Consider the following 15,548-nt stretch of genomic DNA (forward strand, 5'->3'; position numbering starts at 1 on the left):
TAGTGTTTATTGACTACAGGGCTAAAAAAGAGAAATCTGCTTAGTCTTAATTTTAGTGCAAAAAACTAACAAAAATAATTAATAAAAAATTGCTAAAAACACTTGATTTTACTTAGCAGGTTTTTATGTTTAAATTTAGAGAGTTTATTAAGTTAACTCTCTTTTAAAATTGAAAGGAGTGGTGATTTTGAACATAAAAACATTAACAGTCCATGCGGGACATAATCCAGATGGTAAGGTGGGTTCTGGAGCAGTAAAGTACATAAAAGAATCTACAGAGGCAAGAAATGTGCTAAAAGAGTTAATACCTTTAGTAAAAAAAGAATGTACGGTATATGATACTACTTGTAACAATGGAACTTCTCAAAGTGATATATTAAATAAAATTATAGATAAATGTAATTCATATAATAGTAATCTAAATGTAAGTATCCATTTTAACTCAGGTGGTGGTCGAGGTGTAGAAGTTTTAGTATATAACTTAAATGATAAAGAAACAGTTGAAATAGCATCAAGAGTGTGTAAAAAAATAACTGAAACTTATCATGCGAAAGGTGATAAAGACTTTAAAAATAGAGGTGTTAAAGAAAAGAAAACTCTAGCATTTTTAAGAAGAACAAAGGCAAAGTCAATCTTAGTCGAATGTTGCTTTGTGGATACCGATGATACTAAAAACTATAATGCTAAAGATATGGCCATAAATATTTTTGAAGGAATATTTAATAAGTCTGTAAGTGGTAGTTCACAAGATAAAAAAAATAAATATACAATAGTTTATGAAGGTGAAGTTGATAAAGCTATAGCTAATGTAATGGCCATAAATTATAAATCTGATGAAGTCTATGTATGTGAGTTAAAAAATTATGTAGCTGGCCATTGTGAAAATCTTTATGTAATAGGGTCAGCAAGTGAAAAAATTAAGACTAGTGAAAGATTTACTAAACTACAAGGCGATGATAGATGGGTTACGCTTCATAAAGTATTAGATTTTATAGGGAAGTAGGAGGTAATGAATTGAATATATTAGATAAACCAACCGCAACATTAGAACAAGTCTTTGCATATTTAGATACATTAAATAATAACTCTAATCCACCACACTATTTATGTAAGGCTATAGTACCAATAATATATAAAGAAGCAGAGAAAAAAGGTGTAAATCCAGTTATTGCAATTGCCCAAGCATTTGTAGAAACTGGATATTTTAATTTTGGTAGAGTTTTAAATCCTTCATATTGCAATGTATGTGGACTTAAAGGTAATAAAGGTGGTGGAGATTTAGACCCATCAGCTCATACAAGATTTAGTTGTTGGGAAGATGGAGTATCGGCATTTATAGACCATCTAGCTTTATATGCTGGAGCTAAAGGTTATCCAAAATATAGCGAATTAGTTGGTAAGGTTGAATATAAAGTCAATGGAACTACATTAGACACTAGACATTTTCCATATTTGCATGGAGAGGCTAAAACAGTTGAAAGTTTATCTGGTAAATGGTGTCCAGATATGGGTTATGGTCAAAACATAATAAATATATGCAATAAGATAAGTTCAATGAAGATATCAAACAATGATATAAAATTAGAACAAATAAAAACTAAAGTAAAAGAATTAAATGAAATTCTTGGATAGGAGGAAATTATATGGATATAATGCAATTTATACCTGAAAATTTAATAATGTTAATAGGTGGGCTTTACATATTAGGAACTTTTATAAAAGAATCAGATATTAAAAATAAATATATACCTTTTATATTATTAGTTATAGCAATGATAAGTAGTTGTTTATTTATGAAAGAGTTGTCAATAGAAGCTATCTTTGAAGGTATCTTATGTTGGGGAGCATCTGTTGGGATAAATCAAATACAAGTGCAAAATAGAAAGGAAAAATAGATGTTATCTAAAGAAATGATTGAATTATTAAGCCAATATGGATATACAGCTATACTATTAATGGTGCTGATGTTATGGCTTGGAAAATATTTAGAAAAGAATAGACAACTAGAGCAAGAAGATAGAGTAAAAGAAAGAGCTTATTTTTCTAGAGAGATTAGAGAACAAAGAAAGCTGTTTGGAGACACAATAGATAAATTCGATGACAAATTAGATAAATTTGCAGAAGCATTGAACACTAATAATAGTAGACTTGAAAGAGTAGAAACAGATATAACAGAAATAAAAGACAAATTAGAGGCTAGAGATTAATTTCTCTAGTCTTTTCATAAGGAAGTGATATATTGGCAAAGCAACGTAGTAAAAGAATAAGTATAATTGGAGAACCAAATCCAGAAAATATTAAATTATGGAAACAATATAAAAGAGCTAAACAAATAGCTGGTAAAAGTGAAAAAACAATCTATAACTATGAATGTGATATAATGCAATTTTTTAAGTTTTTAAATATAGAATGTTTTGATGCGTTATTAACTGATATAAATGAAGAAGAAATAGAAGCTTATATAGGCTATTGCATGGAACAGGGAAATAATGAAAAAAGAATTAGACGTAGAATAAGCTCAATTTCATCGTTACTATCATTTTTAAAGAAGAAAAGAAAAATTACTGACAACTGGTGTGAAATGATAGAAAGACCAGGGACAGGTGAAGAGGTTCAAAAAAGAACTTTCTTGACTGAGGAACAATTAAGTAAATTAAAAGAGAAACTTTCAGAGCAAGAAAATTTACAGTTAGAAGTTTATATAAGTTTAGGATTAGCTACAATGGCTAGAAGTAATGAAATAAGCCAATTTAGATGGGATAATATAAACTTAGATAATAGATGGATTCATGGGATTACAGCTAAAGGTGGAGTATCAAGAGATTTTAGATTTTCAGAAGAAGTACAACAACTACTACTAAAATGGAAAGATTATTTATCTCAACATGATATAGATTATCCATATATATTTTTTACAAGATATGGAGGCAAATATAATCAAGTCAATTCAAATGTCTTGAGTTCATGGGTTAAAAAAGCTTTCAAGTTAATTGATATAAATGGAGGGTATAATCATGACCTTAGACACAGTATGTCTAATCTTCTAAAAGATAGAGGAGTTCCAATAACTACAGTTTCAAAATTGCTTGGCCACAGTGGGGTGGATGTAACCATAAACCACTATACAATAGAAAATAAAAATAAATTAGCTGAAGAATATGACAAGTTTATATAAAATTTTAAAATTAAAAGGAAGTGATAATATGGCATGTAAAAGTCGTAAAAAAGGTAAGAAAAAAGGAGATAGATAAAAATAAAGCCCTCTAGGAAAAACTCAATTAAGAGTAATCCCTAGAGGGCTTTATTTTTTTATCTTCTACCCATATAGAATATTAAATGGTATAATATTACATAAAAGGAGTGTATAAGTGTGTGTAAAATAATTATATCATTGACTGTAGCTATAATAGTAACAGTAATTTGTAATATTATTAAAAAGGATAAATACAATGATTATCTTGGGAAAATAAAATGTGATAATTTAGTAAAATCAATCCTGTTTCTTCTATTGACTTTATTTTTAATGGTATATATACTTATATGGCCATTTAATCCTTTAATAGTGTATTTTTTATCTGCTTTTCTAGCAAAGTTTTTATATTTTTCAGTTCATAATTTACTTATTTATTCCAATATCACAGATAGTAAATTATTTAATAAAGTTATGAATACAAATAATTATCCCCATGATATGAAAGAGTACTTTAAATATGCAGATAAAATAATATATACATATTTTTTTACTTCTATCTTTATAATTGTATTTTATAAATTAATAAGACATATCTTTAATATTAATATTAATATGGTGTTATCAATAATTATTATTTTAGTTTTAATATCATTTTTTACAATATCATATAATTTATATAAAGAATGTGAAATAAAGCATAATCCAAACAATAAGATGTATTCACTACTAGCAAAAACTAATATTTTAAGTTTTGATTATGTATATTTAACATTTCATTCCATAAGGTTGTTTATAAAAGATATGAAAAAAGATAAATTTGTTTTTTGGTTTCATATTTCTTATTTTATAGTAGGTATTGTATTATATATAGCATGTATTTGTGCTTCTTATTTACCAACTTTCTAAATAAATATATCCATTAATTTATGTAAAACGCTTCATGAACTGATAATAATACTTAGTAAATAATATGATTTCTATATACTATTCTGAAAATAAACTTTTAAGGAATAGTATATAGAAATCTATTATAACTACTCTTTCTCATATTATGTAATTATAAATAAGTTATTTTGTGCATTACGATTTGTTATATTTAATGATATAATAAGATTAAGTATGCCAATGTTGAAAGGAATGATATTATGAAAGAACATGAATTAGAGATAAATATCTCAATACCAATTTCTCTAGTTATTCTTTATTTAGCTATAGTCTCTATAGTAATGCTAGGTATGTCATCTTTGAATAATTTTACTAATATATCATCTATACCTATAAATGCTTTAGGTTCAACAGTTGGATTTGTGATGTTCCAACTTTTAGTTAGTTTTTTAAAAAATAGAAAATCTATAGATTAAAATATTATTTACATTAAATCTTGTTTTAATATTTTTAATTTGTGGTATAATAAAAGCAAGGAAATATATTTTACTTAACTTTAAGTGGTGTTTCCTTCAACAAATTATTTTGAAGATTTATTTTTCTGGAACTTTATATTAAGTTCCCAACCACTCTTAGCTGCCGACTTTGAGTGGTTTTTTAATCTATCATAAATCCAACAAGCTATTAAACCTGCTATAACATTCATCATTAGATTCACCATAAGTTTCACCTCCTTCCTAAAAGAAAGTTAAGGTGACTTTATGGAAATACCACTCTTAGATTTTCAAATATTTATTCCTTGCTATATTTATTATAACATAAATATTAGAAATATAGAATTTCAAATATCATCTAAAATCCGACCATATATATTTAGATAAAAGTTTAATATAATCATTGTATCAATCTATACTTTGTCTGCATACAATATTGTTGAAATTCCTCTTCAAATTGTTTTTTTAATGCTTTTTCTTCAACATGTATTCTAATACTATGACATATTAGGCATATAATTAATACGGTAATGAAACTTAAAACATGTCAATATGTAAAACCTACTCCAAGTAAACTCATAATGCTTCCTGTATATGCAGGGTTTCTGACAATATGATATAGTCCAGTTTTACATCTGTTGTCTGTACTGATAGTGTAAAAGCTGATTTTAAAGTTAAAACTGCCCTGTAACGAATAACTATCCCTAAAATAATAAATGTTATTCCAATATAAAAAATGAAATGTGGGAATAATAAATTTCTCAATGTTTCTGGAATACTATTATCTCTAAAATACACACTAGGCATTATACTGAACCACCAACCGAAGATAATTAACCAGAATGTGCCTTTGTCAGAACGGTTTGCTGATTTATCCTTATTACTCTTAAACATAAAAAAGTAAATAACAAATTCAGAGATAAATAATAATGCAATTGCACAATATGCAACATGATATTCTGTAATATTTGCAAAAAGATTAGGATTGTCAATTCTCATTTTTCTACACTTCCCTTCTATATTAATTAGAAAACCATTTAATTTTCTTTGAAACTAAATTTTATAAATTAAATGGATTATATTATAACTAATTAAGTATAAAGCTTACTCTTCTATCCAAAAATATTAATTTTATTTTCATGAACATCCGTTAAAATAAAAAAACAGTTATAAATTTATATTAATAATTAAGAAATACTTATAAATAATTAATCTTTATTAATGAATACTTAATAATTATTAATGAATAATTTGTTGCATGTTTTATACTATTACAATAGAATTGAGATAGATATCTAATTAAAATACTTTGGAGGTTTGATATATGAACAAAAAGTGCAAGAAAGTTATAGCTACTTCTTTAATTGGTACAACATTATTTACTACTTTGTTGCCATCAGTATCTTTTGCTGATAGCAGTTCACATCAGAAAGAAATAGAATCATACATATTAGATGAACAAAGACTAAAAGATATTGATGAGATTTCAGCATATTTTGGTTTTACTGAGCAAGAGAAAGCAGATTATATCAATGCTATTAAAGAAGTAAAGTTAGAAGCACAATCTGCACCTACTACAAGAGGAAAATTAAGTTGGGCTGTAAAAATATTAAGAGATGTTTGGACTAAAATTCCCACAAAAGTTAAAGTTGCTATAGGGGGGGTATGCAACTTATAGCAAAATACTTAGTGTTTAAATACATTTACTGGTACAGTAGAATATGTATTATATAAAGGTTGTAAAAGTCTTGATATGAGTAATGACGTTGCATGGTGGGTTACTAAAGCATTCCTAGCATTTGTCTTATAAAATATAAATTAGGAGCTGATAATACTTGATTACAAGCATCGTTTTGTATATTATATGTATAATGAACATTATATGTTATACAAATAAAAAAGGAACTACTTTTTTAGCTGCTAATATAGTCATGTTGCTTTCAAATGTAGTCTTATCAATTTTAAACATAAATGAGATGCACAATAACATTATATCTGGTATTGTATTAATAGGATTTCTTCTTTCTATCATACTATTTATAGCATCATATTTTGCAAATAAAAAATCTTAGTACAAAGGTTAAGATAGAGTATACACTGTTAGGATTATAACTTATTTTTATAAAGTTATAATCCTAATATTATCTAAAACACGACGCTCTATACGCCATTTTAAGGCTTCATAAAAAGTTCCATGTATGTTTATACCTTTACATTTTATAATTAAATTTATATAAAATAAAAATATATACATTTACTGATAATAATTATTAATTAGCTTTAAATAAGTTTTCAGATATTCTATCAGAGGCTTCTTTATCCATTTCTTTAAGTACATGAGAATATACATTAAGAGTAGTATTAATATTTGAATGTCCTACCCTTTCAGATATAACCTTAATTGGTACTTTAGAATTTATAAGTAAAGTGACATGTGAATGTCTTAAGTCATGGAATCTGATATGTGGTAAATTATTGCTCTCTAAAAATTTTCTAAATTTCTTACTCATTACATCTTCAGCAATAGGATTTCCTTTTCTATCGAAAAATAGTAAGTTATATTCATTTCTAATAATACTTCTTAATAATTTTTTATTCTGCTCTAATTTATATTCTTTTAGCAAGTCCATAAGCTCTATTGGTGCAAATATTTTTCTAATCGAACTTTCTGTCTTAGGTTCTTTAAGTATAACAGAACCATCTAATCTACTAGTTATTCTACTTATAGTTATCGTATTTTCTTCAAAATCTATATTCTCCCAAGTTAAACCTAAGACTTCTGAAAGTCTTAATCCTAAACCTGTAGCTAGGTTAATAGGCAGTTCTATATTAGTACCTTTGGCCAATTCTAATAATTTTAACATCTGCTCTTTATCATAAATATCATTTTTAAATTTTTTAATTCTAGGACTTTCTATTCCATCTATAATATTTTCTTTTATTAACTTAATTCTATACGCTCTCTTTATAGCAAGTCTCAATACATTTATATGAACTTTTATTGTTTGAGGATTTAAATTACCAGCTAAATCATCTATGTAATTTTGTATATGAATATTTCTTAACTCTTGTAGACGATATCTCCCAATAGAAGGATTAATATGATTTTTACAAATGGCCATATAACCATTGTATGTGCTTGCCGATATGTTATCTTTATACTTTTCAAGAAAATCTAATAAAAAATCACCTAATGTTATTTCATTTGGAATAAGAAAGCTGTCTTTGTATATACTATCCTTAACTTCAGCCAATCTTTTGTTAGCATCTCTTTTTTTATCAAATGCTCCCATATTCTTCTGTTTTCTCTTCCCTGATTCATCATCTCTAAATTCTAAATACACTACATAGTTTTTATTTCTTTTTCTTATAAAAGCGTTCATTATCACCCCTCCTATCAAAGTTTATATATTTATTATACCATACAGATAAGGCAAAAAATAGTCATTTTAGCTGACTTTCAACTGACTTTTTTAAATATTTCATTTATATAATTATTGAAACCACTTAATTATAAAGAAAAAAGGCATAGAATGAATTCTTCTATGCCTTACACTATCACTTTATTGTTTTTTTGAAATATCGATTGTAAGGCTTTTATTTTCTGCATAGGATAAATTATAAGGTATAAATTCTATGAAGCCTTATATTGGAAAATAAAGAGTCACTTTCACTTAAAAGTAGATTTATTTATTTTTTAGACTTAGAATTTTAAGATAAAGTTCTTTTAATAATAATATCAAGTTTTTTTATTTCTTCATAGACACTATTAACTTCATTTTCAATCATTTGTTTATCTTCGTTCATGTTGCTTATTACTTCATTAACTGCTTCAGAATAATTTCTTTTATGTTTTTTATTAAGAGCTGTCCAATTAATCCCTTTGAATAAATTAGCTATATTTCTATTTAAAGAAAGTTTTCCTTGTAACATCAATACAGCAATAACAGGGTAGCCTGAATAACCTTGCCAATATGAAGCACTATCATTAGAAGCGTAAATGTTTTCTTTCCATGCAACTATATATTCTTTTTCTCTATTAGAAGAAGTAATATTTGCATTTTCTGTATTTATGATAATACGATTATCTGCAATAGCACTGTAAGCTTCATATATCTTTTCGATTGGTGGTAATTTTTCCATTTTTCATTTTCTCCTTTTTATTTAAATAGTAATATATAAAAAAGTCATCTAAATTAATAGATGACTTTTTATTTAAGCTATTTTTTCAATATATCTTTCATTAATAATATAAGTTTTAAACTTATGTACAACTATAATATCTTGCATATTTTCTAGTGTCATTACAACTCTAACACATTTATTTCTAATTTCTTTTGGTAATTCTAAGTCATTTATTAAATTTACATAATCATCATATCTGTACATTTAATCTCCTCCAAAAGTTTGGTCTAGCATATATTATAGTACTTAATCTCACTTTTTTCAATGGAAATTCTTACTTTTGTAGATATATTTTCTAGATGATATAGTGTCATACATCTGTCATCATAGTAATAATTATATTTCTCTAATAACCTATATTTAGGCATTATTTTATACCAGTGCTTCCAAATCCATTATTACCTCTTTCAGAGTTGGATAACTCATCTACAACTTTTAATATAGCTCTTGGAATTTGTTGGAATACTCCTTGTGCTAGTTTAGTATGTTTAGGAATTAGAATTTCAAAATCTTCTTCATTATATGTAATTATTTTAATTTCACCTCTATACCCTGAATCCACTGTGCCTAATCTTACAGTTGGATGTACTATAAAACTCTTTTTCATTTGTTCTTTAGGTCTCATTCTATCACATACAATCACATCTCTAAATGATTTATCTCTGTCTACATAAAGCACTTCTATATCTCTTGTAACTAACATTCCTTTTAAACTTATACCACTTCTTGGTCTAATTTGCATTTCATATCCATATGGAATTTCCAATGCTATACCTGTAGGTATTGCCACTGCTGATTTAGCTGGAATAACTGTATCTTTTAGTGTATATAAATCTATCCCACTATCGCCTTCTTTTGCATAAGATGGTACTATTGCATCTTGACTTAATTTCTTTATTTTAACATTTATACTCATTAATTTAATCTCCCTTTTTTATAAAATCTTATTTAGAGCATAAGCATATCTTAGTGTAAAACAGTACTCTTCCACACCCTTACCTCCAAATGTGTTGATTTTGCTATAATGTATCTTAATATTAGCACTTCTATATAATCTTTTTTAAGGCCTCATTTTTAAAACCCTATATTTATAGGCTAAAAAGAGCAAAATTTTTGATTTTAGCACTTTTTATTTTTCAAAAGTGCTTAACCAATTTATCATTAAATTCCTCATTCTTGATGAAGGTATGTAAATATCTATGCTTTTATTTTCTCTTATTCTACTTCTCCATACCCATTGAATCATTTCGGCTAAAGCCCATGAGTTCTCATCAATATTTATTTTTCTATCTATAAAAAAACCTTTTTCAATTGGATTCATATATAAATTTATACAATAAGCTAAAGCAGATTTTTCTCTGTATTCATTTGTAGCTCTTGCATTAAAAGCTATGAATCCTTTCGTATATCTTTTGCCTTTACATTTATGCAAGTAATCTTTATATACTGTCCATCCGTTGTTTGATGTTTTAGATTTACATATATTTGTAAAATAATTATAAATATTTTTCTTTAATACATCTAAAGCATCTGTTTTATTTATTACTTGTTTTTCAAACCATGTACTTGATAAAGGATGATAATTTTTACCTTCTTGGCCAATCATATTTAATTTCTTATTATCGCAAATATTAATCAATCTTCTATATAGCTCCTTATTGGCATCTCTATATTCTATTAATTCATATCTATTATCTATATTTTTTACTGATTTATAACTATAATTTATAGCATTCATGTCATAATAATATCGCTGCATCTGACCTTTAAATAAATATGTCATTATATATATTTCTTGAAATTCTTTAAATATAGTTACTGGGAAGTGCCACATGGCCAAACTGTTTCTAATAAAGTAAACATCTCCATTTACTATTGCATTTTTTAATTCTATAAATTCTCCATTGTAATTATTATCACTAGAATCCCAATACATTTTCTTCGTATTATTATCAATAGTTATAACTCCATCATTAAAAAGCATCCTAAAATCAGTTTTATCAATTGGAATACGTTCAATTATGTTCATTACTTCATCTAAAATCAGAGTATAGTTCTTATCTTTAAGTAGCTTAAGAGTCTCTTCATTAATATTTCTAAATAAAGCATGAGTAGAAACTATATTACATCCTCTCGAGAGAAGATTATTAAAATGAGTTAATTTACTTCCTTTTCCTTTCTTTGATTCTGGTTGATAGAACTTTCTCATATAACAACCTTTTATAACCCTTTTTACTTCATCTAAATAAGGTGTTATATAAATATATCTTTTATCTAAACTTTCATTCATTGTTTGTATTGCCCAACTTGTTTTACCTGTCCCACACATACTATCAACTATAGTTACACCCATTTATTTAGCATCACCAACCTTATTCAAATATGCTATTCCAAGCGATATAGCATCATATATATCACTTGTTTTAGCCTTACAAGTCCTATCAATGTACTTTCCAATATCAATAATATTTTCTCTTACATATTCAGCCACTTCTTCTTTTTTAGCTTTACCACTATTCATAATATATTTTCTAATAGATGCTGGATACATATATTCAATCTCTATATTATTTAATTTAACAGTTCTCATTATTGCTCCTAAGAGTTTTCTTAAACTAAGAATTGTTTTAGAATTTCTGGAAGTGAATTGGTCTTCAACTAAGACTATTTGAATATTATAAGTTGTAATTAACTCTTGAATAGTATTACAGATATAGCACATTCGCTCATCTTCAGTATCAAATTTATCTTTTTTAGTTACTATCTTTCCATATTTTAATATTTCTTTATTTCTATTTATAACCGCCCATCCAGTACTGGACATTGATACATCTAAAGCTAAGACCATAGAATCCCCTCTTTCATATGTATTTTAACTTGCTCTATTGCATTAGTTATACTTAAGTTATTCGCTATTACAATGTAGTTTTCACTATTTAAAAACTCTTTAAATTTAATCTTATCATCATCTAATCTTCTTTCAATTTCTTTAAGATTATCACCCCTATCTATTAATCTTTTTCTTATAGTATCTTCATTTGCGTTTATAAAAAATGGTACTAATTTAGTTTTTGTTCCCATAAAATATTTTTCTAATGACTTATATCCACTTGCATCCACTATAGTTAAAGCATATTTTTTATTTTCTAATTCAGATTTATGTATTCCGTATAGCCAAATGCTTCCATCATGGACTATATATTTTCTCATTTCTATAAAGTTATTTTTTTCTTTCTTAAAGAAGTTATTATCTACAAAATGATATGTTCTATTGATGATTTCTGATTGGCCACGAGGAGGTCTTGTTGTATGTGATGTTAGAATTGGAATATTGAATTGCTTTGAAATTTCACTTACTATACTATCTTTACCAGAACCTGAGTAGCCTAAAAATACAAATATTTTATTCATTACATTCCTCTTAATTCTATAGAGTCTAGTTTATCAAAAGAGATTGAAGGATAAGTGATTGGATTACAATTCACCTTTTTTTTACATTCAAATATTTCTGGATTATCTGTAACAACTTGATAAAGTCCTTTAGCCAATACATCTACCAAATATTCTTCATCTTCACTCTCTATACATCTATCATTAAAAATGCAATGGAATAATTCATGTAAAAATGTGATTTTCTTCACTCTTTGTGATTGTAAACTACTAGATAATTTAATTACTTCATTTCCATAATCTGCTGACCCATAACATAATTGATTATTTATTAAAATAGGTTCTTCTGTCTCTTCTATTTTATAGGATAAACCTCCTACTTTTACTTGCTTTGGTATATTCATTTAAACACTCTCCAATCTTATTAAAATTCACATTTTATTGTGATTTAGATTTTCTAAACCCATTACTTTCCTTATATCTGTAATCACTAATTATTAAATTCTCCGTATTTTTCATTCTTTTTACTCCTTTATTAAAGCTTTCCTCGTTTAATTCTATTCCGATAAACTTTCTACTCGTTTCCAATGCTGCAACTCCTGTCGAAATTACACCAGCAGTAAAATCTAAAATTACATCTCCTTCATTTGAATATGTTAGTATTAAATCTTTTAGAAGTGGTACAGGTTTTTCAGTTGGATGTATTGGTGGGTGAGGCCTAGGATATTTTAGGATTTGTTTAGGATATTTTAAATTTCCTTCTCTTTCAACTCTTGCAAAATTACCATAGTTATTATTATTCTTACAATTATTTTCGCCATTGACTTTACCTATGCTATGACTAGGATTCCCAATTGTCATTTGTGGATTATATACTGGTGGTTTTTCATAAAATATTGCTATTTCTTCAACGTTTTTTAAAGGCATTTTTTTAGCATTTAAAAAACCGCTTGGTCTATCTTTTTCCCAATACTTCATCACTTTAAAATGCTTATCATTACTACAAATTAATTTAGATGTAAATGGTTGATTGGTAAATAATATAATTGGAGTGTTTTTATTTCTTCTTAATTTATATAATCTATCCCACATCTCATTAAATGCCAGAGGTTTATCCCACTCATTTTTAGTTATTCCTTGAGGTATATCAGCAATTATTGCATCTACCTTTGAATTTTGTTCAATTAATAAATCCATTACTTTTAAACATTCGTCATTGTATAGTTCATATCTACCTGTTTTTATCAAAACATACCTCCATTATGAATTATTAAGTCTACTACATGCCGCTTTATAATGAGAGCATAGAGTTTTACAAAAGAACTGATTACTTTTGTCATCATTCTTGCACCAATCACTCTTATCGTTGAAATCTAGCTGTTTTATTTGATTTACTGTATCAACAACAAAGTCAATTAATTGTTGTTCTAGTCTTTTAGTATATTTAATTTTTACTATAGCTCTTTCATATTCATTTAAGTCATTAATCTTATTTCTTTCAATTAATGTCCCATTAGCATTTTTCATATATTTACACATATCGAATGCTACATATTCAATTATTTTATCTGGATATTTCTCTTTAAGATACATTGCATATAGGATGAGCTGCATTGATTTCTTTGGCAGGTCTTTTTTAGAAAATTTGCTACTTGATTTGTAATCTATAACATAGATTTTATTACCTATCATGTAATACAAATCTATGTATCCTCTCATGATAATTCCATTAATATTAAACTCGAAATATTCTTCTATATAGTATTTATCACATTTGATTGGTACAAAATTTTCTATGTAATGTAAGATACATTCTAAATAATTAATTCTTGAATTTAGTGTAGGAAAATTGTAATTCATTAGATTTGCATATTCTATAACTTCATTATATTTTTGGATAGCTTCTTGATTTGTTATTTTCTCTTGTTGTAATTGTTCTAATAAACTATGTAACTCATTTCCATAATAACCATAACAATTTTGTTCTCGATTTAAATTTTTAATATATGTAAGATAATACTGAAATGGACATGTGTGAAATGCACTTAACTTACTGAAACTATATAGTTCCTTTTCCATTAACTCTCCCCTTTCAAAAAAATAGAGAGCTATTAATTAATAGCCCTCAACCCTCAGTTCCTAAAGAATATATACTAAATAATATTCTCTAGGATGCTATTAATTCCTCTAAAACGTTTATTAAATTCTATTTCGGTGTAATAAGATGTCTTTCCTGATGTGTCCTTTACCGCAAATATTTTCCCATATTCAGATATGTTTATTTCATTTAACATGTATTCATTGTCTAAAGTTATTGGCATGTCATTTAATTCTATTTTACTTATATAATCTCTTATTTCCAATTAATTCACCTCACTTCACATCTTCTTCACAATAATTCCTTAAACTGTTTATAAAGTTTTCTGTAACGTCAAACCCAGCTAACATCATTGAGAAAAATATTCCTATAGAGGTTATGATATCCAATAGATACTCTTCTATGCAACTTGGGCTAGAATAAAATCCGATTTCTGTGTTCTTTCCAAAATATAGACTATATGTAAAGTTAAAAATCAGAAAAAGCATTACTAAATATAAGGCTCTATATTTGCTATTAATTATTTTTTTCATTTTTCATCACCCACCTTGTTTATATCTATTATCGTATATGCACAAATTGTTTCTTCTGATGAATTATACTTAGAGCTTGTATCTAGTGTGATGAATGCTTCACATGCATATTTAATTTTTCCTTTATAATTTTTTTCTTCATTGTCTTTTTCTAGTTTATATTTTACATTTACAATATCTCCTGTATATAATATATACCCATTTTTTAATTGTATTTCCTGTCTGACTTCTTGTATCATACAATCATCCTTTCTTCTTTTTCTAATAATATTGATGTTAAAGATTTCGATATAATATCAGCTAAATCTAAGATGAGATTCTTATCTGAAGAATTATATATATCATATTCATTTTTACCTACAACCCCAATTATTGAATATTCGCCAACCGCTTGTAATTTCTTATGAACTCCTAGACCTGGTTTAACAGGCTCATCCCTAATTATAATTGTACCTTTGTCTGAATGTTTGCTTAAAGCAGCATCAATGGCTAATATATTCGAATTTGGATATTTATTTTTTATTGACTGTATTTTGTATTCCAGATTTACAGCATGTATTGCATCTCCAAGCACTCCAAATATTTGGTTTTTAATAGCAGACCTTTTTAATATACTTCCAACCATAGGGGCTAATGAGTCAGCTAAATTTCTATCACTTCCTATACATACTATTAAAGTATCATCATTTACAATATTTCTTAATTTCTCTGATGTTTTTGATATAACATTTATATTGTTATAACTTATTTTTAATATTTCCATATAACAC

Annotated in this window: 24 protein-coding genes; 7 read left to right on the forward strand and 17 right to left on the reverse strand. The window is 26.4% G+C overall.

The features are described from left to right. Window positions 1-181: 181 nt before the first annotated feature. The 6 genes from IR151_RS17085 (at window position 182) to IR151_RS17110 (ending at window position 4,554) form a co-directional block, all read left to right on the forward strand. Window positions 182-1,003, forward strand: a complete 822-nt coding sequence (locus tag IR151_RS17085) for an N-acetylmuramoyl-L-alanine amidase (RefSeq protein ID WP_227436786.1) — start codon at window positions 182-184, stop codon at window positions 1,001-1,003. Window positions 1,004-1,014: 11 nt separating this feature from the next. Beyond that, window positions 1,015-1,632, forward strand: coding sequence for a glucosaminidase domain-containing protein (locus tag IR151_RS17090; protein ID WP_227436788.1), 618 nt, complete (start codon window positions 1,015-1,017; stop codon window positions 1,630-1,632). Between the two features lie 11 nt (window positions 1,633-1,643). Continuing rightward, window positions 1,644-1,895, forward strand: a complete 252-nt coding sequence (locus IR151_RS17095; RefSeq protein ID WP_227436791.1) for a phage holin family protein — start codon at window positions 1,644-1,646, stop codon at window positions 1,893-1,895. Further along, entirely contained in the window at window positions 1,896-2,207 is a 312-nt protein-coding gene (locus IR151_RS17100; RefSeq protein ID WP_227436792.1) for a hypothetical protein, read from the forward strand. A 32-nt stretch (window positions 2,208-2,239) separates the two neighbouring features. After that, a complete protein-coding gene (locus IR151_RS17105) occupies window positions 2,240-3,175 on the forward strand; it encodes a site-specific integrase (RefSeq protein WP_227436793.1) in 936 nt (311 codons plus the stop codon). Between the two features lie 1,163 nt (window positions 3,176-4,338). Next, entirely contained in the window at window positions 4,339-4,554 is a 216-nt protein-coding gene (locus IR151_RS17110; RefSeq protein ID WP_227436794.1) for a hypothetical protein, read from the forward strand. 104 nt (window positions 4,555-4,658) lie between these two features. On the opposite strand, the gene IR151_RS17115 is transcribed toward IR151_RS17110, so the two are convergent. Continuing rightward, window positions 4,659-4,799, reverse strand: a complete 141-nt coding sequence (locus tag IR151_RS17115; RefSeq protein ID WP_021383152.1) for a hypothetical protein — start codon at window positions 4,797-4,799, stop codon at window positions 4,659-4,661. A 320-nt stretch (window positions 4,800-5,119) separates the two neighbouring features. Further along, a complete protein-coding gene (locus IR151_RS20535; RefSeq protein WP_413927313.1) occupies window positions 5,120-5,338 on the reverse strand; it encodes a methyltransferase in 219 nt (72 codons plus the stop codon). Window positions 5,339-5,896: 558 nt separating this feature from the next. On the opposite strand from IR151_RS20535, the gene IR151_RS17125 reads away from it, so the two are divergent. Continuing rightward, window positions 5,897-6,250: a hypothetical protein gene (locus IR151_RS17125; RefSeq protein ID WP_227436795.1), complete on the forward strand. Its 354-nt coding sequence runs from the start codon at window positions 5,897-5,899 to the stop codon at window positions 6,248-6,250. Between the two features lie 207 nt (window positions 6,251-6,457). On the opposite strand, the gene IR151_RS17130 is transcribed toward IR151_RS17125, so the two are convergent. The 15 genes from IR151_RS17130 to yyaC all read right to left on the reverse strand — a co-directional run bounded on the left by IR151_RS17130 (window position 6,458) and on the right by yyaC (window position 15,541). Beyond that, window positions 6,458-6,604, reverse strand: coding sequence for a hypothetical protein (locus IR151_RS17130; protein WP_227436796.1), 147 nt, complete (start codon window positions 6,602-6,604; stop codon window positions 6,458-6,460). A 238-nt stretch (window positions 6,605-6,842) separates the two neighbouring features. Next, the gene (locus IR151_RS17135; RefSeq protein WP_227436797.1) at window positions 6,843-7,955 is read right to left on the reverse strand and encodes a tyrosine-type recombinase/integrase; all 1,113 of its coding nucleotides are present in this window, start codon (window positions 7,953-7,955) and stop codon (window positions 6,843-6,845) included. A 328-nt stretch (window positions 7,956-8,283) separates the two neighbouring features. Then, on the reverse strand, window positions 8,284-8,715 hold the full coding sequence (locus tag IR151_RS17140) for a hypothetical protein (protein ID WP_227436798.1): 432 nt from the start codon (window positions 8,713-8,715) through the stop codon (window positions 8,284-8,286). Window positions 8,716-8,787: 72 nt separating this feature from the next. Next, complete coding sequence (locus IR151_RS17145) at window positions 8,788-8,961, reverse strand: hypothetical protein (RefSeq protein ID WP_227436799.1); 174 nt, start codon at window positions 8,959-8,961, stop codon at window positions 8,788-8,790. Between the two features lie 163 nt (window positions 8,962-9,124). After that, the gene (locus tag IR151_RS17150; protein WP_227436800.1) at window positions 9,125-9,673 is read right to left on the reverse strand and encodes a deoxyuridine 5'-triphosphate nucleotidohydrolase; all 549 of its coding nucleotides are present in this window, start codon (window positions 9,671-9,673) and stop codon (window positions 9,125-9,127) included. Window positions 9,674-9,886: 213 nt separating this feature from the next. After that, complete coding sequence (locus IR151_RS17155) at window positions 9,887-11,110, reverse strand: hypothetical protein (protein ID WP_227436801.1); 1,224 nt, start codon at window positions 11,108-11,110, stop codon at window positions 9,887-9,889. Beyond that, entirely contained in the window at window positions 11,111-11,605 is a 495-nt protein-coding gene (locus IR151_RS17160; protein WP_227436802.1) for a crossover junction endodeoxyribonuclease RuvC, read from the reverse strand. Beyond that, window positions 11,596-12,168, reverse strand: coding sequence for a guanylate kinase (locus IR151_RS17165; protein ID WP_227436803.1), 573 nt, complete (start codon window positions 12,166-12,168; stop codon window positions 11,596-11,598). Before IR151_RS17165 ends, IR151_RS17160 begins: the two co-directional genes overlap by 10 nt. After that, a complete protein-coding gene (locus IR151_RS17170; RefSeq protein ID WP_227436804.1) occupies window positions 12,168-12,551 on the reverse strand; it encodes a hypothetical protein in 384 nt (127 codons plus the stop codon). Before IR151_RS17170 ends, IR151_RS17165 begins: the two co-directional genes overlap by 1 nt. Window positions 12,552-12,585: 34 nt before the next feature. Then, complete coding sequence (locus IR151_RS17175; protein ID WP_227436805.1) at window positions 12,586-13,395, reverse strand: site-specific DNA-methyltransferase; 810 nt, start codon at window positions 13,393-13,395, stop codon at window positions 12,586-12,588. A 12-nt stretch (window positions 13,396-13,407) separates the two neighbouring features. Beyond that, window positions 13,408-14,226, reverse strand: coding sequence for a PD-(D/E)XK nuclease family protein (locus IR151_RS17180; RefSeq protein ID WP_227436806.1), 819 nt, complete (start codon window positions 14,224-14,226; stop codon window positions 13,408-13,410). 74 nt (window positions 14,227-14,300) lie between these two features. After that, window positions 14,301-14,510: a hypothetical protein gene (locus tag IR151_RS17185; RefSeq protein ID WP_227436807.1), complete on the reverse strand. Its 210-nt coding sequence runs from the start codon at window positions 14,508-14,510 to the stop codon at window positions 14,301-14,303. Between the two features lie 10 nt (window positions 14,511-14,520). Then, complete coding sequence (locus IR151_RS17190) at window positions 14,521-14,778, reverse strand: hypothetical protein (RefSeq protein WP_227436808.1); 258 nt, start codon at window positions 14,776-14,778, stop codon at window positions 14,521-14,523. Next, the gene (locus IR151_RS17195) at window positions 14,775-15,017 is read right to left on the reverse strand and encodes a hypothetical protein (protein WP_227436809.1); all 243 of its coding nucleotides are present in this window, start codon (window positions 15,015-15,017) and stop codon (window positions 14,775-14,777) included. The genes IR151_RS17190 and IR151_RS17195 overlap by 4 nt, the downstream gene beginning before the upstream one ends. Further along, a complete protein-coding gene (gene yyaC, locus IR151_RS17200; RefSeq protein ID WP_227436810.1) occupies window positions 15,014-15,541 on the reverse strand; it encodes a spore protease YyaC in 528 nt (175 codons plus the stop codon). The genes IR151_RS17195 and yyaC overlap by 4 nt, the downstream gene beginning before the upstream one ends. Window positions 15,542-15,548: the final 7 nt, after the last annotated feature.

This window comes from Clostridioides sp. ES-S-0006-03, assembly GCF_020662275.1.
Taxonomy (GTDB): Bacteria; Bacillota; Clostridia; order Peptostreptococcales; family Peptostreptococcaceae; genus Clostridioides.